The organism is Burkholderia sp. APQ4-4ca (genome assembly GCF_057837105.1).
The window spans coordinates 1-19392 of record NZ_JBYQCG010000240.1; the positions used below are offsets into that span (position 1 = coordinate 1).

At 66.1% G+C, this 19392-nt stretch carries 14 protein-coding genes; 9 read left to right on the forward strand and 5 right to left on the reverse strand.

The features are described from left to right. Window positions 1-322 precede the first annotated feature (322 nt). The 3 genes from AC3IFE_RS31065 to AC3IFE_RS31075 form a co-directional block, all read right to left on the reverse strand. On the reverse strand, window positions 323-958 hold the full coding sequence (locus AC3IFE_RS31065) for a LysE family translocator (RefSeq protein ID WP_089466420.1): 636 nt from the start codon (window positions 956-958) through the stop codon (window positions 323-325). 69 nt (window positions 959-1027) lie between these two features. Then, entirely contained in the window at window positions 1028-1897 is an 870-nt protein-coding gene (locus AC3IFE_RS31070) for an NAD(P)-dependent oxidoreductase (RefSeq protein ID WP_089466419.1), read from the reverse strand. 185 nt (window positions 1898-2082) lie between these two features. Next, the gene (locus AC3IFE_RS31075; protein WP_089466418.1) at window positions 2083-2319 is read right to left on the reverse strand and encodes a hypothetical protein; all 237 of its coding nucleotides are present in this window, start codon (window positions 2317-2319) and stop codon (window positions 2083-2085) included. A 359-nt stretch (window positions 2320-2678) separates the two neighbouring features. Here AC3IFE_RS31075 and AC3IFE_RS31080 point away from each other — a divergent pair, with 359 nt between their 5' ends. Genes AC3IFE_RS31080 through AC3IFE_RS31095 form a run of 4 tightly spaced genes read left to right on the forward strand, consistent with a single transcriptional unit; the run spans window position 2679 to window position 6936 of the window. Continuing rightward, window positions 2679-3884 carry an efflux RND transporter periplasmic adaptor subunit gene (locus AC3IFE_RS31080; protein ID WP_489194098.1) on the forward strand — a complete coding sequence of 402 codons (1206 nt, stop codon included), beginning with the start codon at window positions 2679-2681 and terminating at the stop codon, window positions 3882-3884. 5 nt (window positions 3885-3889) lie between these two features. Beyond that, window positions 3890-4588 carry an ABC transporter ATP-binding protein gene (locus tag AC3IFE_RS31085; protein WP_489194100.1) on the forward strand — a complete coding sequence of 233 codons (699 nt, stop codon included), beginning with the start codon at window positions 3890-3892 and terminating at the stop codon, window positions 4586-4588. Between the two features lie 18 nt (window positions 4589-4606). Next, window positions 4607-5761, forward strand: a complete 1155-nt coding sequence (locus tag AC3IFE_RS31090; RefSeq protein WP_489194102.1) for an ABC transporter permease — start codon at window positions 4607-4609, stop codon at window positions 5759-5761. 8 nt (window positions 5762-5769) lie between these two features. Further along, on the forward strand, window positions 5770-6936 hold the full coding sequence (locus AC3IFE_RS31095) for an ABC transporter permease (RefSeq protein ID WP_301740086.1): 1167 nt from the start codon (window positions 5770-5772) through the stop codon (window positions 6934-6936). Window positions 6937-6958: 22 nt separating this feature from the next. On the opposite strand, the gene AC3IFE_RS31100 is transcribed toward AC3IFE_RS31095, so the two are convergent. Further along, complete coding sequence (locus AC3IFE_RS31100) at window positions 6959-8290, reverse strand: carotenoid oxygenase family protein (protein WP_489194104.1); 1332 nt, start codon at window positions 8288-8290, stop codon at window positions 6959-6961. Between the two features lie 15 nt (window positions 8291-8305). Then, window positions 8306-8950, reverse strand: a complete 645-nt coding sequence (locus AC3IFE_RS31105; protein ID WP_489194106.1) for a DUF2239 family protein — start codon at window positions 8948-8950, stop codon at window positions 8306-8308. Window positions 8951-9436: 486 nt separating this feature from the next. Here AC3IFE_RS31105 and AC3IFE_RS31110 point away from each other — a divergent pair, with 486 nt between their 5' ends. The 5 genes from AC3IFE_RS31110 to tssI all read left to right on the forward strand — a co-directional run. After that, window positions 9437-10777: an MFS transporter gene (locus AC3IFE_RS31110; protein WP_489194108.1), complete on the forward strand. Its 1341-nt coding sequence runs from the start codon at window positions 9437-9439 to the stop codon at window positions 10775-10777. Window positions 10778-10839: 62 nt separating this feature from the next. After that, the gene (locus tag AC3IFE_RS31115) at window positions 10840-12243 is read left to right on the forward strand and encodes an enolase C-terminal domain-like protein (RefSeq protein WP_489194110.1); all 1404 of its coding nucleotides are present in this window, start codon (window positions 10840-10842) and stop codon (window positions 12241-12243) included. A 141-nt stretch (window positions 12244-12384) separates the two neighbouring features. Further along, a complete protein-coding gene (locus tag AC3IFE_RS31120; RefSeq protein WP_489194112.1) occupies window positions 12385-12696 on the forward strand; it encodes a hypothetical protein in 312 nt (103 codons plus the stop codon). 450 nt (window positions 12697-13146) lie between these two features. Further along, a complete protein-coding gene (locus tag AC3IFE_RS31125) occupies window positions 13147-13308 on the forward strand; it encodes an antitoxin Xre/MbcA/ParS toxin-binding domain-containing protein (protein WP_489194143.1) in 162 nt (53 codons plus the stop codon). A 483-nt stretch (window positions 13309-13791) separates the two neighbouring features. After that, window positions 13792-19392: type VI secretion system tip protein TssI/VgrG (gene tssI / locus AC3IFE_RS31130; RefSeq protein WP_489194114.1), on the forward strand; the 5601-nt coding region annotated here is incomplete at its 3' end.

The following is a 19392-nucleotide window of genomic DNA, read 5'->3' on the forward strand; positions in this document are numbered from 1 at the left end:
TGTGCGGTGTGCGGTGTGCGGTGTGCGGTGTGCGGTGTGCGGTGTGCGGTGTGCGGTGTGCGGTGTGCGGTGTGCGGTGTGCGGTGTGCGGTGTGCGGTGTGCGGTGTGCGGTGTGCGGTGTGCGGTGTGCGGTGTGCGGCGTCGGGTTCGCGTTCGCCGGCGCGGCGGCCATGTTCGGGCTGGCGGCCGGACGCGGCGCCGGCGCGGCGGCGCTGGATCGGCCGCGTGCGTGAGCACGCAGCGGTAAAGCACCGCCCAACAGCCGAACGCCCCGCCCTTTTGCAAGGGACGGGGCGTTCGGTACGCCGGGGTCGCCGGAAATCAGTGGCGAACCAGCGCCATCATCGCGCCGAAGCCGACGAACAGGCCGCCCGTCAGCCGGTTGAACACCTTCGCGACGCTCTGGCTCTTCAGCGTGGCGCCGATGCGCGTGCCGAACGCCGCGTAGACGAGATACCAGCTCACCTCGATCACCGCGAACGTGACGACGAGGATGCCGAACTGCGGCAGCGTCGGCTCGGCCGCGTTGATGAACTGCGGCAGCAGCGCGGCCGCGAACAGGATCGCCTTCGGGTTGCTGCCCGCGACCAGGAAGCCATTACGGAACAGCGCGACGCGCGAGGCCGATGCCCCTTGCGACACGGCATCGACGTCGGCCGCCGGCGCGTCGTCCACGCGGGCGCGCCACGCCTTCACGCCGAGATAGATCAGGTAGGCCGCGCCCGCGAAGCGCAACGCATTGAACGTCGCCGGCCATGCCTCGAGCACCGCGCCGAGCCCGGCCGCGGAGACCGCGAGCATCAGCACCAGCGCGCTCAGGCAGCCGGCCATCGTCGCGGACGAGCGGCGCAGCCCGTGCCGCGCGCCGTGCGTCATCACGAGCAGCATGTTCGGGCCCGGAATCGCCGACACGACGAACACCGTCGCCACGAAAAGCCACCACGTATGCAAATTCATCACTGCCTCTGTCTGGAATAGGGGAACGATCCGCCGATTATGCCGCGCGCACCGCGCTTCTGTCGCGTGTCACCGGCCCGCGCGGCGCAGCGCGGCTTCGCCGAGCACCGCGAAATCCTGGTCGCCGCCGCCGTGCGCGAGCGCGTCGAGCAGGCTGTCGCGCACGACGCTCGCCACGGGCAGCGGCACCGACGTCGCGTCGCCGGCCTCCAGCGCGAGCCGGACGTCCTTCAGCCCGAGCCGCGCCTTGAAGCGCGCGGGCTCGTAGCGCCGCTCGGCGATCATCGCGCCGTAGCCTTCGTAGACGGGCCCCGGAAACACGCTGCTGGTGATCACGTCGAGGAAATCGCGCATCGCGACGCCGTGCGCGCCGAGCAGCGCGGACGCCTCGCCGAGCGTCTCGATCGCCGACGCGAGCGTGAAGTTCGCGGCGATCTTCGCGACGTTCGCGTGCTGCGGCAGCGAGCCGAACCGCCAGGTCTTCTGGCCGATCGCATCGAACAGCGGCTGCACGCGGTCGATCGCCTCGGCCGGGCCGCCCGCCATGATCGTCAGGCGCGCGGCGGCCGCGACGTCGGGCCGCCCCATCACCGGCGCGGCGACATAGTGGATGCCGCGCGACGCATGCGCGTGCGCGAGCGATTCGGCGAGCGCGACCGACACCGTCGCCATGTTCACGTGGATCAGCCCGCGCGGCGCCTGCGCCAGCAGCGCGTCGTCGAACACCGCGCGCGCGGCCGCGTCGTCGCCGAGCATCGAGAACACCGCGTCGCCGCGAAATGCGTCGGCCGGCGTGTCGACGACCTGCGCGCCGAATGCCGCGAGCGGCTCGGCCCGCTCGCGCGACCGGTTCCAGACCCGCACCGTGTGGCCCGCCTTCAGCAGGTTCGTCGCGATCGCCTGCCCCATTTCGCCCAGCCCGATAAACCCGAGATCCATGTCCCGCTCCTTCGCATCGTGAAGCCGCGAGTTAAGCACAGATGCCGGCGCTCTGCAGCGCCCGCCACCGGCCGCCGGCCGGGCGCGGTGCGCACCGGGCGCCTGAAAAAACAAAACCCCGCATGCCGGAGCATGCGGGGTTGGCCGACCGATGGCCGGCAACGCCGGCCGTGGCGGCGAGCCGCTTAGTTTTGCGCGCCTGCGTCGTTCGTGCCGGCGGCCGATGCGGCTGCACTCTTCGCCTGGCCCTTCTTCGAACCGTGGTGCTTCAGCTGGTGCTTCGGCTTGCTGTGATCCTTCTTCATCGGCGCGGAAGCCGGCGCCATCGCGCCTGCCGGCGCCGACGCCGTCTCCTGGGCGAATGCCGAAACCGATGCGAGTGCGAATGCTGCGGCGATGATCGAAGCGAGCGTCTTCTTCATTGTTCTTCCTTTAGCGGAGAAAAAATCAAACGTACCGGTAAGTAAAGATGCGAGGCATTCGCATCGGAGCCCCAGGCCGCGAGGCCGGCTTTCGCCGTTCCGTCGCGACAAAACCTGACGCACTGGTTCCATAACGCACCGCCTTCGCGGCAAGTTGACACGTTGCTTGCATCCTCGGGTTTCCCCGGGGGCGGGCGCGTCAGCCGGCGCCGGCGGGCCGGACGGGCCGCCGCCGCACGGCGCCGCAAACCGGCTCGCGCGGCGCCGGGGCGACGCTTATACTGGCGTCCATCCGTCCCTTTCCCCGGAAACCGGATCGCGGCCGGTCGCACGACCGCCGCCGTCTCGAGGCGCTCAAATTGCCCGATCACAATCTGGACAAACTGAAAATCGACCGGCGTCCGATCGCCCCGGTGCCGCGCCGGCGCCGCTGGGTGCGCTACGCGGTCGCCGCCGCGCTCGTCGCCGCCGCGATCGCCGCCGGCCTCGCGCTCACCGGCCGGCCGACCGTCGACACCACGTCCGTCACGTCCGCCTACCCGTACCAGAACGACACGCAGCTCAATGCGACCGGCTATGTCGTGCCGCAGCGCAAGGCCGCGGTGGCGTCGAAGGGTCAGGGGCGCGTCGAGTGGCTCGGCGTGCTCGAAGGCACGCGCGTGAAGCAGGACGAGATCATCGCGCGGCTCGAAAGCAGCGACGTGCGCGCGTCGCTCGCCCAGGCGCGCGCGCAGGTGCAGGTCTCCCGCGCGAACCTCGGCGTCGCGCAGGCCGAGCTGAAGGACGCCGAGATCGCGCTGCGCCGCACCGCCGCGCTCGCGCCGAAGGGCGCGGTGCCCGCCGCGCAGCTCGACACCGACACGGCACGCGTGAACAAGGCGCGCGCGACGCTCGACAGCGACCGGGCCGCGATCGCGTCGGCGCAAGCGAACGCGCAGGCCGCGCAGGTGGCGGTCGACCAGACGGTGATCCGCGCGCCGTTCGACGGCATCGTGCTCGCCAAGCATGCAAACGTCGGCGACAACATCACGCCGTTCTCGTCCGCGTCGGACAGCAAGGGCGCGGTCGTGACGATCGCCGACATGGAGACGCTCGAGGTCGAGGCCGACGTCGCCGAATCGAACATCGCGAAGATCCGCGCCGAGCAGCCGTGCGAGATCCAGCTCGACGCGCTGCCCGACATGCGCTTCGCCGGCCGCGTGTCGCGCATCGTGCCGACGGTCGACCGCTCGAAGGCCACCGTGCTCGTGAAGGTGCGCTTCGTCGACCGCGACGAGCGCGTGCTGCCCGACATGAGCGCGAAGATCGCGTTCCTGTCGAAGCCGGCGTCGCCGCAGGACCGGCAGCCGGTGACCGCCGTGCAGGCCAGCGCGGTCGTGGAGCGCGACGGCCGGCCGGTCGTGTTCGTCGTGAAGGACGACGCCGTGCATGCGGTGGCCGTGACGAAGGGCGTGCGGATCGGCGAGCTCGTCGCGGTGCGCGGCGTGACGCCCGGCGACACGGTCGTGCTCGCGCCGGGCGCGAAGCTGAAGGACGGCGCGAAAGTGACCGTCGCGAAGAAGTAGCGCACGTGAACGACGCCCGGCCGCCCCTCGTCGAACTCAGCCACGTCGCGAAGTCGTACCGGCGCGGCAACCAGATCGTGCCCGTGCTGACCGACATCACGCTCGACATCGGCGAGGGCGACTTCGTCGCGCTGATGGGGCCGTCGGGCTCCGGCAAGAGCACGCTGCTGAACCTCGTGGCCGGCATCGACCGGCCCGACGGCGGCGAGCTGCGCGTCGGCGGCCTCGACATCTCGCAACTCGCCGAGGCGCAGCTGGCCGAATGGCGCGCGGCGAACGTCGGCTTCATCTTCCAGTTCTACAACCTGATGCCCGTGCTCACGGCGTTCGAGAACGTCGAGCTGCCGCTGATGCTCACGCACCTGTCGCGCCGCGAGCGGCGCGAACGCGTCGAACTCGTGCTCGACATGGTGAATCTCGGTGACCGGACGAGCCATTACCCGTCGGAGCTGTCGGGCGGCCAGCAGCAGCGCGTCGCGATCGCGCGCGCATTGATCACCGATCCGGTGCTGATCGTCGCCGACGAGCCGACCGGCGACCTCGACCGCGCATCGGCCACCGACGTGCTCGCGATGCTGCAGCGGATGAACGCCGAACTCGGCAAGACGATCATCATGGTGACGCACGACGCGCACGCGGCCGGCGCCGCGCGCTCGCTCGTCCATCTGGAAAAAGGGGAGCTGATCGATGGGCACGCGGCCTGACCGACGCGAGCGCGCGCCATGTATGTGCTGAAGCTGATCGCGCGCAATGCGCTGCGGCACCGGTTGCGCACGCTGCTGACCGTGCTCGGGCTCACGATCGCCGTGCTCGCGTTCGGGCTGCTGCACACCGTCGTCGACGCGTGGTACGCGGGCGCGGCGGCCGCGTCCAGCGGCCGGCTCGTCACGCGCAACGCGATCTCGCTGGTGTTTCCGCTGCCGGTGAGCTACGAGAACCGCATCCGCGGCGTCGACGGCGTGACGGCCGTGGTTCGCTCGAACTGGTTCGGCGGCATCTATCGCGACCCGAAAAACTTCTTCGCGAGCTTCGCGGTGTCGGAGAACTATCTCGACCTGTATCCGGAATTCATCCTGCCGGCGCAGCAGCGCGCCGACTACGACCGCGACCGCCGCGGCTGCCTCGTCGGCCGCCAGCTCGCGACGCAGTTCGGCTTCAAGGTCGGCGACGTGATCCCGCTGAAGGGCACCATCTATCCGGGCACGTGGGATTTCGTCGTGCGCGGGATTCTCGACGGCCGCGACGATTCGACGATCACGCGCCAGCTGGTGTTCCACTGGGATTACCTGAACGAGACGGTGCGCAAGCGCACGCCGAAGCAGGCCGACCAGGTCGGCGTGTTCGTGCTCGGCGTCGCGAACCCCGACGACGGCGCGTCGATCGCGCGCAACGTCGACGCGGTGTTCAGGAACTCGCTCGCCGAAACGCTGACCGAGACCGAGCAGGCGTTCCAGCTCGGCTTCGTCGCGATGTCGAACCAGATCATCGCGGCGATCCGCCTCGTGTCGTACGTGGTGATCCTGATCATCATGGCCGTGATGGCCAACGCGATGGCGATGAGCGCCCGCGAACGCACGGCCGAATACGCGACGCTGAAGGCGCTCGGCTTCGGCCCCGGGTTCCTCGCGCTGATCGTGTTCGGAGAATCGGTCGTGATCGCGGTGGCCGGCGGCGGGCTCGGGATTCTCGCGACGCCGCCCGCCGCAAGCCTGTTCAAGCAGGCGGCCGGCGGCATCTTCCCGGTGTTCAAGGTGTCGACCGAGACGGTCGTGCTGCAGGCCGCGTGTTCGGTCGCGGTTGGCTTCGCGGCGGCAATCGTGCCGGCATGGCAGGCGGCGCGCGTGCGCGTCGTCGAAGGCCTGCGGGCGATCGGATAGTGGCTCGCATGGCGATTCCGCTCACCTACATCGCGCGCAACCTGTGGACCCGGCGCCTCACCACCGCGCTCACCGCCGGCGGGATGGCGCTCGTGATCTTCGTGTTCGCGACGGTGCAGATGCTCGACGCCGGCCTCACGAAAACGCTCGTGTCGACCGGCGAACCCGACAACGCGGTGGTGATCCGCAAGGGCGCCGAGACCGAGATCCAGAGTTCGATCGACCATCAGCAGGCCAACGCGCTCGAGATGCACCCGGCCGTCGCGCTCGGCCCCGACGGACGGCCGCTCGTGTCGAAGGAAGCCGTCGTGCTGATCTCGCTCGTGAAGACGTCGACCGGCAAGCCGTCGAACGTCGTGATCCGCGGCGTATCGCCGGCCGGCCTCGCGCTGCGCCCGCACGTGAAGCTCGTGGCCGGCCGCCCGTTCGCACCGGGCTCGTCGGAAATCGTCGTCGGCAGCGCGATCGCGAAAGGCTTCAGCGGCACGCAGCTCGGCGACAGCCTGCATTTCGCGCAGCGCGACTGGACCATCGTCGGCATCTTCGACGCGGGCGGCAGCGGCTTCGATTCGGAGATCTGGGGCGACGTCGATCAGCTGATGCAGTCGTTCCGGCGCACCAGCTATTCGTCGATGGTGCTGCGCATCCCGAGCGCGGACGGCTTCGCGCGCTTCAAGGCCGACATCGACGTCGACCCGCGGCTGACCGACGAGGCGAAACGCGAGCAAACCTTCTACGGCGACCAGTCGAAGGCGCTGTCGACCTTCATCAACATCCTCGGCATCACGCTGTCGACGATCTTCTCGATCGCCGCGATGATCGGCGCGATGATCACGATGTACGCGTCGGTCGCGAACCGCGTGGCCGAAATCGGCACGCTGCGCGCGCTCGGCTTCAAGCGCACCAGCGTGCTCGCCGCGTTCCTGCTGGAGGCGCTGCTGCTCGGCTTCGTCGGCGGCGTCGCGGGGCTCGCGTGCGCGTCGCTGATGCAGTTCGCGTCGTTCTCGACGACCAACTTCCAGACCTTCTCGGACCTGTCGTTCCGCTTCGTGCTGACGCCCGCGATCGTCGTGAAGACGCTCCTGTTCTCGCTCGCGATGGGGCTCGTCGGCGGGTTTCTGCCGGCGATGCGCGCCGCGCGGCTGAAGATCGTCGACGCGCTGCGCGCGCAGTGACGCGCGCCGCCGCCGCGCACGTTCAACGTTCGCGCGGCACCCACGCGCCGTGGAACCCGGCCGGCACGCGCCGCGGCAGATGCACCGTCCCAACCGGCCCCGCATCGATCGCGCGCGCGTCGAGGATCACGACGTCGCTCGTGTCCGTCGCCGCGCGGTAGACCATCACCAGCAGCCAGCCGTCGTCCTCGTCCGCGCCGCCGGGGCGCGGCACGAACACCGGCTCGCCGTTCTGGTCGCCGGCCGGCACCGCGTAGTGCGTCGTCGTGCCGCGCGCGTGGTCGAAGCGCATCACGCCGCGCATTTCCGCGTTGGTTGGCTGCTCGGCCGCATACAGATAGCGGTAGCGGCGCCCGGTCCGGCTTTCGTTGATGCGCGGCAGCTCGATGCCGCCGTCGGCGAGGGGCCCTTCGTCGATCAGCCCGTTCGCGGTGTCGATCACGTAGCGCCACAGCTCGCCGACCGGGTTGTCCGCGAAGCGGCCCGTGCGCGGGTCGAGCCGCAGGAACGACGGATAGCGCACCGCATCGAGCACGATGCACGACGCGTCGCAGTCGTACGCGTTCACGACGTGCTGGATGAAGCACGGCTCGACGCCGAACCAGCGCACGTCGCCACCGTGGCGCGGCAGCACGCCGATGCGCGCGGGCCGGTCGTCGTGCCAGCGCAGCGGCATCCGGTGGCCCTGCTTCAGCAGCGAGAAGTCGTAGCCGACGTTCAGGTCGAGCAGCAGGCTGCGGGTTTCGGTGATCGCGAGGTCGTGCATCATCGACGGCGCGCCGACGTCGATCTCGACGTCGACACGCTTCACACCCATCGCGTCGATCACGCCGTAGCGCAGCCACGGCGCGCGCCAGTCCGCGCGGAACAGGATCAGCTCGCCGGTGGCCGGATCGACCTTCGGATGCGCGGTCATTCCGCCGTCGAAGCCCGCGTGCCGCGCCGGCATGCCGAACGAATCGAGCGCGGCGGTGATCGCGAGCGGCGCGCCGCCCTCGGCCAGCGCGAGCAATTCGCCCGCATGCTGCAGCACGTTCACGTTCGGATTGGTGTCGGGCAGATGCGGCACTTGCCCCGGTGCGTGGACCGCGGCCCAGCGTTGCGTGCGCGCCCAGCGGTTCCGGTAGCCGGCCGCGCGGCCGCCGTCGAACGCGATCGCATGCAGCATCGCGGCTTCCGGCCACCACGACAGCATGTCGTTGCCTTCGAAGCGGCCGCCCGGCGGATTCGGGCCGTTGCGCAGCAACGTGCCGTCGAGTTCGCGCGGAATCGCGCCCGTCACGCGCAGGTCGACGATGTCGACTTCGTCGGCGACCGGCGCGATCGCGCCACGGTTCAGGTCGAATACGGTCATCGCGTCGGCGCTCCGTCAGCAGTCTTCGGCGGCGGGCGGCAGATCGCCGCGCGCCAGCGCGAGCGCATGGTCGCGCACGTCGTCCGGCCAGCCGGCGATCAGCTCGGCCAGCCGTGCCGGATCGTTCGCATACAGCGCCCGCGCCGCTTCCTCGAAACCGGGCAGGTCGCCCGCCATCGCCGACATGAAGTGGTACGCGCGCGCCTGCGCGTCGCGGTGCCGGTCGGCCGCCGCGTGCGTGCGCCGCGCGTCCTCGACGAGCTTGCGCAGCGCGACCGACGCGCCGCCCGGCTGCGCGCCGAGCCATTCCCAGTGACGCGGCAGCAGCGTGACCTCGCGCGACACGACGCCGAGCTTCGGCCGGCCGCGGCCGCGCTGTTCGGCAGTGCCTGGGCCTGGGCCCGCGCCTGCCGGCTCGCCGGCGCCGCCGGATGTGTCGCCAGACGGCGCCGCATAGCGCGCGCGGATGTCGTCCGCCGTGCCGCGCAGGTCGAGGTCGATGGAACGGCCGGTTGCATCGTCGAAGATCAGGATCGTGCCGGACGTCGCATCGCCGGCCGCCTGCCGGACCGCAAGCGCGACCGCCGCGAGCGGGCCCGATGCGAGCCGCCGGTGGCCGTCGAAGGCCGTGTACGAAGGAAGAAGCGTGGAAGAGGTCATCGTGGTCGCCCGCGGGCTGGAATCGGAATGACGCTATTTTTATCCGGGTATTAATTGAGTGTCAATATTATCCGGGTAAAAAAATCGTCATCGTCGAATTCCATCCTGCGAGGGCGGCCGCGATGGCGCACGCGCAGGCCAGCGCGTCGTCGAGCGACATATGCCTTTTGAACGCCCCCGACGCGGCGGCAGGCTCGAACCGCACGCCGGCATCGTCGGCAAGCTGCGTACGCGGCGCGGCGACGCACCCTCACGACAGCGGCACGGACGACGCGCGCACGTGACCGCGCCGATCGATTCAAATGCTGAATCGATCAAGTCAGCAATTGGCATGAAAGCGCAAATATCGACATGACAGAATGGCCCCGACGCCCTGCCCGCCTCGGCGTCCGGTGCCCGGCCTCCGCCGGCGGCATCCATACATTACGCGCGCATCGACGCGCCTGCCGCACGACGGCGCCTTCCGCCCTTCGGAGGAGACAAGTCATGAATCCGCTTCACGCGCTGCCGGCGTCCGCGTCGGCAACGGCCCGGCGCACCCGCGTGCGCTGGCTGGTGCTGGCCGTCCTGTTCGCGGTCACGACGATCAACTACGCGGATCGCGCGGCGATCGCGATCGCCGGCCCGGCGCTGGCCCGCTCGATGCACCTGACGCACGTGCAGATGGGCTTCATCTTTTCCGCGTTCGGCTGGTCGTACGTGATCGCGCAACTGCCGGGCGGCTGGCTGCTCGACCGCTATGGATCGCGCGTCGTCTATGCATTCAGCATCTTCTTCTGGTCGCTGTTCACGCTGCTGCAGGGCGGAATCGGCTTCTTCGGCGGCGCGGCCGCGTTCGCGCTGCTGTTCGGGCTGCGCTTCCTGGTCGGCGCGGCCGAGGCGCCGTCGTTCCCGGCCAACAGCCGGATCGTGTCCGCGTGGTTCCCGGCCGCCGAACGCGGCACCGCATCGGCGATCTTCAACGCCGCGCAGTACGCGGCGACCGTCGTGTTCGCGCCGCTGATGGGCTGGCTCGTGCACGCGTTCGGCTGGCAGTCGGTATTCGCGGTGATGGGCGTGCTCGGCTTCACGTTCGTGCTGGTGTGGAACCGCACGATGTACGACCCGAAGGACCATCCGGCCATCAATCGCGCGGAACTCGACTACGTCGCCGAAGGCGGCGCGCTCGTCAACATCGACCAGACGACGGGCGGACGCGACGGCGGCCCGTCGATGCGTCACGTGAAGGCGCTGCTGAGAAACCGGATGCTGGTCGGCGTGTACGTCGCGCAGTACTGCATCAACGCGCTCACCTACTTCTTCATCACGTGGTTTCCCGTCTATCTCGTACAGGCGCGCGGGATGTCGATCCTCAACGCGGGGCTCGTCGCGTCGATCCCGGCCGTGTGCGGGTTCCTCGGCGGGATTCTCGGCGGCATCGTGTCCGATGCGCTGCTCAAGCAGGGCCGGTCGCTGTCAGTCGCGCGCAAGGTGCCGATCGTGATCGGCATGCTGCTGTCGATGTCGATGATCGTCTGCAACTACACCGATTCGCACGTGCTCGTCGTGCTGTTCATGGCGCTGTCGTTCTTCGGCAAGGGGCTCGGCGCGCTCGGCTGGGCCGTCAACGCCGACACCGCGCCGCGCCAGATCGCGGGGCTGAGCGGCGCGCTGCTCAACACGTGCGGCAATCTTTCCAGCATCACGACGCCGATCGCGATCGGCTATATCGTCGACCGCAGCGGCTCGTTCAACGGCGCGCTCGTCTACGTCGTCGCGCACGCGCTCGTCGCCGTGATCTGCTACCTGTTCGTCGTCGGCGAGATTCGCCGCGTCGAGCTTCAATGAACGGCGCGGGCCGCGCCGGCGCGTCCGGCGGCCCGCGCGCCACCGGAACCAGGAGCGAACCGATGTCCGAACCCAGCCGTGCCGGCACCCCGCGCGTCACGCGCATGCAGGTGATTCCCGTCGCCGGCCGCGACAGCATGCTGCTCAACCTGTGCGGCGCGCACGCGCCGTACTTCACGCGCAACCTCGTGATCCTCGACGACAGCAGCGGACATACGGGCGTCGGCGAAGTGCCGGGCGGCGAAGGCATCCGCCACGCGCTCGAGCGCATGACGGATCTCGTGGTCGGGCAGTCGATCGGGCGCTACCAGGCGACGCTCAACGCGGTGCGCGCGGCGCTGTCCGGCGCGGGCGCCGGCGCCGGTGCCGGCCGCACGATCCGCCACGAAGTGACGTCGGCCGGCGAGGCGGCCGTGCTGCGGCAGCCGCACGAGATCAACCTGCGGCTCGACAACGTGATCACCGCGATCGAAGCCGCGCTGCTCGACCTGCTCGGCCAGCACCTCGACGTGCCGGTCGCGGCACTGCTCGGCGAAGGCCAGCAGCGCGACGCGGTACCGATGCTCGCGTATCTGTTCTATCTCGGCGATCGGCGCCGCACCGATCTGCCGTATCGCGACGAGGCGCACGCATCGGACGCCTGGTTCCGGCTGCGCAACGAGGCGGCGCTGACGCCGGCCGCGATCGCGCGGCAGGCCGAAGCCGCGGTCGAGCGCTACGGTTTCGCCGATTTCAAGCTGAAGGGCGGCGTGATGGCCGGCGCCGACGAAATGGAAGCTATCGCGGCGATCAAGGCGCGCTTTCCCGACGCACGCACGACGCTCGACCCGAACGGCGCGTGGTCGCTCGACGAGGCCGTCTCGCTGTGCCGCGGGCAGGGCCACCTGCTTGCCTATGCGGAAGATCCGTGCGGGCCGGAAGGCGGCTATTCGGGCCGCGAGGTGATGGCCGAATTCCGCCGCGCGACGGGGATTCCGACCGCGACGAACATGATCGCGACCGACTGGCGGCAGATGGATCACGCGGTGCGGCTGCAGGCGGTCGACATTCCGCTCGCCGATCCGCATTTCTGGACGATGCAGGGCTCGGTGCGGCTCGCGCAGCTGTGCCGCGACTGGGGGCTCACGTGGGGCTCGCACTCGAACAACCACTTCGACGTGTCGCTCGCGATGTTCACGCATGCGGCGGCGGCCGCGCCCGGCACGATCACCGCGATCGACACGCACTGGATCTGGCAGGAAGGCGACGCGCGGCTCACGCGCGACCCGCTCGCGATCGTCGGTGGCAAGGTGGCCGTGCCGGAACGGCCGGGGCTCGGGATCGAGTTGGACATGGCGCAGGTCGAGGCCGCGCATGCGCTGTACAACGCGGTGGGTGGTACGGCGCGCGACGATGCGGTGGCAATGCGTTATCTGGTGCCGGGATGGACGTATGATCCGAAGCGGCCGAGTCTGGGGCGGGTTTAGGGCGCGGGTGGCGGGACGGCGCGTGGGCCGAGGGGGGGCGGTTGCCAAACGTGGGAAACGGCTGCATTCTGCCGGCTACGTGACTCGGCCCGCGCGTCGGACGGTCGGGTACCCTCGCCCCTCCGCACAAGAACGCTTTTCATGACGTCATCCGATCCGACACCGCGACAGATCATCGTCTTCGTGCTGTATGCGGTGCTGTGCCTGCCCGCGAGCACGACCGTCGCCGGGTTTCTCGCGACCCGGATCACGCAGAACGTATCGAATTTCGAAGGGGGCGCGGGCTATGCGGCGCTGTGGTGGATCATCATTCTGACCTGCGCGCTCTATGGGCTGTCGATCGCCCTCTGCGCACTGCTGCGGAAGAGGACCGCGGTGCTCGCGGTCATGACGGTGGGGTTCGCCGTGTTGTCGGTGCCGACGGTCAGGGTGATCCATGAGCTGGCGACTTAGCGCGTCGGCCACGGTCCCGCGGAAAAACAAAAAGGCCCGATCTCGCTGAGACAGGGAGCATATTTTTCCATGGCTGGAACCATATCTCTGCACTGACGCCCCGTCGGTTGGCCCTCCGAATCTGTCCTCGATAACTCGCTCGGAACCATATATTTGCACTTTGTCAAAGTGCGAACGAATTCATTGCCTTTTGTTCAGCCAAGGGGGAATCGGCAATGCGTTCACCGATCTCCCGGCATGCGTCGGAGGAGCTAGGCTTAGAAATAGATCTGTCTTGCGGCTCGTTAAGCATCGGATCCGATATCGGCGCACGACCGAAGCCAAGTCGACCACGAGGTGTATATGTCCATCACCGGGAAGGACGGCATCAAGGACTCGCCACCATTGAGTTCACATCCTCAAAGCATCCCGCCCGCCGTCATTGAAATGCTGACCGCACAGGTTCAGAGGATGGTCGATGAGTCCCGGAGTTCGAATAACTTTGATACGCGATCATGGCTCCTCGACGGGCTTCATTCACCAGTTCCGGCTCTCGTTGGGCAATGTCCAGCAGACTACCTTCACACGCCTGCAGGCATCGATCTCGTTTCAAGACTGCTCGCGAGAGCATAATCCGGAGCTTATTGGTAAGTCGACTACACAGCCTGACAGCGCAGCCCCGTTCCATTCAGGACGTCGGATTGGCTTAGCCCTCGACCGTCCTACCCCTCCTACCCAGAAGGCGCGAACTGGACACATATGGGATCGAGCAGTGTTACTTCGATCACGTCGTAGGCCTCTTCAACGTTGGTCGAATTCGGCTCCCGCCGCTTGGCGGGAATTCGAAACGCCGTTCGAGTTGAACCGTTGCGCATCGGACGATGTCATCGCGAGCCACAGCGACACGTTAATCCACAATTTCGCCAACAATATGGCGCACATCCCTCCAGTTCGGCATCGATAAGAAACAATAGCCAAAAAATCGCGCCTATCGAAAACGACTTTGCTACGATCACACGATTGGGCAGTGTGCCTGATGAGAGAGGGACCGATATATGGGAGGAGGCTGCCTCCCGGTCCGATAGAAGAACCAACAACGACAGGACGTCATCGCCTATGTCGCCGATTTCCCTTCAAGAGATCGCAAAGCAATTCTTTGCGCTGCAAAACAATCGGCTGTTCACGATCGACACGCCGCTGTCCGGTCGCTCAGCGCTCGTGCTGACCGAGTTCGTCTGCGAAGAGGGGTTGGGCGAACTGTTTGAAATGAAGTTCATGCTCGCGTCCCAAGACCCGAACATCGAGCTCAAGCAATTGATCGGCAAGCCGGTGACGGTCACCCTGCAGCTGACCGACGCGCTTGCCAGCACGGACGTGCGCTATTTCCACGGCTACGTCACCGATTTTATACACACAGGTACCGATGGCGGTCTGGCAACCTACGAGGCCGTCGCCAGGCCATGGCTCGCCTTCATGGACCGCCGTCAGGATATCCGGATTTTTCAGGAACAGACGGTCGGCGAGATCCTCAACGACGTGATGCATCGATACCGGAGATTCGGTGACGTCGTGTTTCGTTTGTCCGCGCCAACGGTTAATCGCAGCTACTGTACCCAGTACAAGGAGACTGATCTCGCTTTCGCGCTGCGCCTGATGCAGGAAGAAGGGCTGTTCTTCTATTTCGAACACAAGAAGGACGGCCATACATTAATCATCACGGATTCGTCGATCAACGCCGGTCCGATTGCCGGGTACAGTCCGGTGCTGCGCTATTCGACCGACGAGATCCTAGAAAGCAACCAGGTCGTTACATCATTCGTATCACGTCGCAAATTTACGTCGGGCAGCGTCGCGCTCAAGACCGGAGACTATAAAGCGCCTGGCGCGCGGCGCTACGTCGAACGCGACACGGCTGTCGATCAGGGTGAAGTCGAAAACTATGAGCTCTACGACTATCTCGGCGCCCACGGTTTTCCCGATTCCGATCGAGGCGAACAACTCGCCCGATTCCGGACCGAGGCGCTGGCAGCCCACAGCAAGATCTTCGTCGGCAAGAGTCACTACCGCAGGCTCGAGCTTGAGCGGTACTTCGAGCTCGACGCGCACTACGATCACGAGCAGGCGAAGCCCGAGGACCGGCAATTTCTATTGACGTCGATCCGGCACCACGGAACGAACAACTACCAGGCAAAGCCGGAGTCGCAAGTCCTACCCGCGCTGGGCAGCGCGATCTATACGGCCGAATTCCGCTGCATCCGCAAGAAGATTCCTTATCGGCCGCTGCTGACGAGTCCGCGACCCATGATCCATGGCGTGCAAACAGCAGTGGTGGTCGGGCCGAAAGGCGAGGAAATTTACACCGACAGGCTTGGTCGCGTGAAAATCCAGCTGCCGTGGGATCGGCTCGGCAAGCAGGATCAGGCGAGTTCGTGTTGGGTTCGCGTCGCGCAACCCTGGGCCAGTAGCGGATTCGGGATGATCCAGCTTCCTCGCATTGGGGACGAGGTCGTCGTGACCTTCACCGACGGCAACCCTGATCGTCCCCTAATTATTGCATCTGTCTACAACGCGGCGAACATGCCACCGTGGGGGCTGCCGGACAACGCGACCCAGAGCGGCATCCTGACACGCTCAACGACAGGCGGCGACAATGGAACGGCGAACGCACTGCGCTTCGAAGACCGAAAGGGGCAAGAAGAAGTCTGGTTGCATGCGGAGAAGGATCAGCGCATCGAAGTCGAGAACGATGAATCGCACTCGGTCGGCAACGATCGCGAAAAATCGGTTGGAAACGACGAGAAGGCCAGCATTGGCCAGAACTGGACCTTATCGACTGGTGGCGTCAAGTTTGAGACCGTCGGTCTGGCCTCCGTGCAATCGGTCGGACTTGGCAAAATGCTCAACGTCGGTCTGGCCTACAACGTCAACGTCGGCGGCCTGTATCTACGCAATGTCGTACTGCAGATGGCCAGCACGGTCGGCATGGATCGCGTTGATCGCGTGGTACAAGACTGGACCGCGCACGTGGGACATACCTATGAGGTAACGGTACGAGGCAAGGCCGTCGGCGATGCGGTCAAGAAAGACCGAGAGACGCCGCTCGACATTTCCCCCAGCTTCAGCCCGCAAATTCCCGATCCGGTCCAGAGTGCGAATAGCAATCAGATCCGAATCACCGACTCGGGCCAGGCAAGCCTCTCAGGCGCGAAGACAGCGCAACTGATCGGTCCGGGCGGCACGATCACGATCGACGCGGCCGGTATTCACCTAAAGGGCAAGGGAATTTATCTTGAGGGACCGGTCACGCAGAGCGGCGGCAGTGCAAAAGGTCTCGCGCCCGTCACGGAGGCCGATTGCGCGGAATGCGCTAAGAAGACCACCAGCGCGCACCCAGTGGACGTTGCAACTGGCCAGAAGTTGCTCACGCACGACGATTTCACATTGCCAGGAAGAGTGCCGATCCGCTGGAACCGGCGTTATCGCAGTGCCGATCAGCGAATCGGCAGTTTCGGCGTCGCATGGAAGCTTCAGTACGCGACCGAAGTACGTCGCGTGACGATCGCTGATATACCGAAGCTTGTCTACATCGACTTCGACGGCCGACAGCTGCAATTTCCGTTGCTCGATTCGGGTCAGGAGCACTTTCATCCGATCGAGAAATACACGCTTCAGCGGCTTGACAGTATCGAGGGGCTCACAAGGTACGCGGTACGCTTTCCGAATGGCATCGTCGAGACGTATAGCCCGCATCCGAGCGAATCCGATCGTTGGCTGTTGGAGCGCTACGAGACTCGCGACAAGCAATCGCTGTCGTTTAGGTATACGCCGAGCGGCAACCTGCATCAGATCCAGAACAACTGCCATACGGTCTCGTGCCAGCATGACAATGAAGGCCGCATCATCGAGGTCCATCTGCTCGACGAGCATGGCACTTCGACGCAGAAACTTGCCGCGTATCGATACGATGATCACGGCGATCTCGTTCAGGCGATCGACAGCGGCAATCTAACCTGGACATACGCGTATCACACGCACCTGCTGACGCGCTACGAGACGCCGGCCGGCGCAACGTTCATCGCCGAGTGGGACGGCGAGACGCCACAGGCGCGCTGCATCAGAACCTACGCGTACACACTCGACGCCGACGGCCAGCCGGTCGTGACGCGCGAAGCACGCTTCTCGTACCAGCCGACCGCTCGGATGACGCGGGTGACGGATTCACTCGGGAACACGACGACGTACCGCTACAACGGCCTATGGGCAGTCGACCAGATCGTTCATGCGGACGGCCGCGCGGACCAGACCGAGTTCGATGAGACGGGTAATGTCGCGGCGCGCATCGACGCGCTCGGCCGCAAGACGCAATCAATCAGCGACACAACCGGGAATCCGATCGCGATCCGTGACGCCGCAGGCCAGCTGACGCGCATTGAATACAACGACCAGAACTTGCCGACGCGAATTACCGATCCTGCGGGACATATCTGGCAGCGCGAATACGATACCGACGGCCATCTGGTCAAGGAGATCGACCCGCTGGGCAACACGTCTAGCACCACGTTTGAAAATGGCTTGGCTGTCGCACACACCGACGCGCTCGGTAACGTGACGAAAACACAATTCAACGACGCCGGTCAGATGATCGCACGCACCGACTGCTCGGGCTTCACGACGCAGTACGGTTACGACGAGCGCGGGCGGCAAACCCACCAGACGAACGCACTCGGGCAGACGAGCAAATTTTACGGTAATGCTGCCGGACTGCCGACGGCGATCGCCCCGGCTGGGCTCGGCGTCTGGAAAACGGCATACGATCGGGCAGGACAGGCGATTGCCTATACCGATCCGCTCGGGCGCACGACGCAGGTGATACGGGACGCCTACGGCCAGATCGTCCGGGTTGAAGCGCCGGATGGCACCACCACCAATTACGGTTACGACGCGCTCGGGCGAGTCGTGGCGCTGACCAACGCCAAGGGCGAGCGCTGCACGTTCGAGTATGACGCGCAGAGTCGCATGATTGCCCAAACGGGATTCGATGGCCGACGCCAGCAAGTCGAATACAACGCTGTTGGCGAACAGATCGCGCAAATCAATCACGGCAATGACGGCCAATTGCGCACGACGCTGCTGTACGACAATCTGGGACGGCCGATCGAGCGACGACTCGGGGATGGCACACACACCACATTCGGCTACGACGCTCGTGGCCTGCTGACGCAAATCCGCCACGAACCGAGAGACAGCGAACCATCGCAGATCACGTACGAATACGATGCTGCCGGACGGCGCACGGCCGAGGTTCAATCGCACCACGGGCGAGTTTGGCGACTACAGCACACGTTCGATGCAGCCAGCAACCGCAGCGGGATGCAATTGCCCGGCGTCGGCTTGCTGACGTGGCAACGTTACGGCAGTGGTCATATCCACGGGCTACTGCTCGACGGCGAACCGCTGGCGAGTTTCGAACGCGATGCATTGCATCGGACGATTCATGCAGCTCAAGGCCCTATCGCGCAGTTGTTCGCGTACAACGACGCTGGGCTCCTTCAAACTCAGCGCTTGCAGGACCTCGATGAACGGGGGCAGCCACGTGCGGAGCCGCGTCCGTGGCGCACATGGGATTACGACATGGCCGGACAGATCACGCGGCTGGCTGACACGTGGCGAGGCGAGCGTCATTTCGAATACGATCCGCTCGCGCGGTTGACTGGTGTGAACCGGCGAGGCGGCGAAGCCGTCCCGCACCCATCGAGTGAAATATATCGGTACGATCCAGCCGGCAACCTGCTCTCGCGGCTAGACCACGGATCCGAACGCGACAGCACAGCTACGTCGATGGCCGATGCGGCCGCCGTCCCGGAGGCGCCTGGCGATCGACTGAAGAGATTCACCACAGTCACCGGACTGACACGCTCCCAACTTGATTTCAGCTACGATGGGCACGGCAATCGTACAGGGCGCGTAGAGCGTCCGATACAGGACGTTCCCGAGTCGGATCACAATCCAGGGCTGCTCGACCGGTTACTTGCCCGCAGGGAGGCCGTCCCCCCCGTAACCACGCCTGAATCCGTGGAAACGCGCTACCGCTACGACAACGGGCATCAATTGAGCAGTATCGAACAGGCCGACGGCAGCCGCACCGAATACCGGTACGACGCGCTCGGCCGACGGATCGCAAAGGTTCACACACCCGCCGGCGCAGCGCCGTCCACGACGCTGTTCGTCTGGGACGGCGACTGGATGCTGCAGGAGGTCCGTGCGGGTCAGGCTCCTCATAACGATGAGTCCGTGACCTATGTTGCTCATCCAGACCATGCCGGGCCTGTGGCTCGGCTCGAGCGCGGCAAAAGGTACTTCTACATTACCGACCACCTTGGCGCTCCGCAAGAACTCTACGACGAGATGCGCCGCGTCGTGTGGGCGGCAGACTTCGACGGCTACGGACAGACGAAGTCCATGATCGCCGACGAAATCGACAACCCGATTCGGTTTCCGGGGCAATTCAGGGACAGAGAGTCCGGGCTGTACTACAACCGGCATCGATACTACGATCCAGCTATAGGTCGATACATCAATCAAGATCCGATCGGACTGCGTGCAGGGCTAAATTTCTACGCCTATGCGGACGGCATTCCGACACACAAGATCGATCCTGATGGCCTCGGCACAATAGCAATGGGGGCCGGTATCGGAAGTGTCGTTCCGGGACCGGGA

What these genes read in the sequence shown, in the direction of transcription:
- AC3IFE_RS31075 (WP_089466418.1), bottom strand. Translation starts at nt 2,319, where the DNA reads ATGAAGAAGACGCTCGCTTCGATCATCGCCGCAGCATTCGCACTCGCA.
- AC3IFE_RS31100 (WP_489194104.1), bottom strand. Translation starts at nt 8,290, where the DNA reads ATGACCGTATTCGACCTGAACCGTGGCGCGATCGCGCCGGTCGCCGAC.
- AC3IFE_RS31070 (WP_089466419.1), bottom strand. Translation starts at nt 1,897, where the DNA reads ATGGATCTCGGGTTTATCGGGCTGGGCGAAATGGGGCAGGCGATCGCG.
- AC3IFE_RS31095 (WP_301740086.1), top strand. Translation starts at nt 5,770, where the DNA reads ATGGCGATTCCGCTCACCTACATCGCGCGCAACCTGTGGACCCGGCGC.
- AC3IFE_RS31110 (WP_489194108.1), top strand. Translation starts at nt 9,437, where the DNA reads ATGAATCCGCTTCACGCGCTGCCGGCGTCCGCGTCGGCAACGGCCCGG.
- AC3IFE_RS31125 (WP_489194143.1), top strand. Translation starts at nt 13,147, where the DNA reads ATGGTCGATGAGTCCCGGAGTTCGAATAACTTTGATACGCGATCATGG.
- AC3IFE_RS31120 (WP_489194112.1), top strand. Translation starts at nt 12,385, where the DNA reads ATGACGTCATCCGATCCGACACCGCGACAGATCATCGTCTTCGTGCTG.
- AC3IFE_RS31105 (WP_489194106.1), bottom strand. Translation starts at nt 8,950, where the DNA reads ATGACCTCTTCCACGCTTCTTCCTTCGTACACGGCCTTCGACGGCCAC.
- AC3IFE_RS31065 (WP_089466420.1), bottom strand. Translation starts at nt 958, where the DNA reads ATGAATTTGCATACGTGGTGGCTTTTCGTGGCGACGGTGTTCGTCGTG.
- AC3IFE_RS31090 (WP_489194102.1), top strand. Translation starts at nt 4,607, where the DNA reads ATGTATGTGCTGAAGCTGATCGCGCGCAATGCGCTGCGGCACCGGTTG.
- AC3IFE_RS31115 (WP_489194110.1), top strand. Translation starts at nt 10,840, where the DNA reads ATGTCCGAACCCAGCCGTGCCGGCACCCCGCGCGTCACGCGCATGCAG.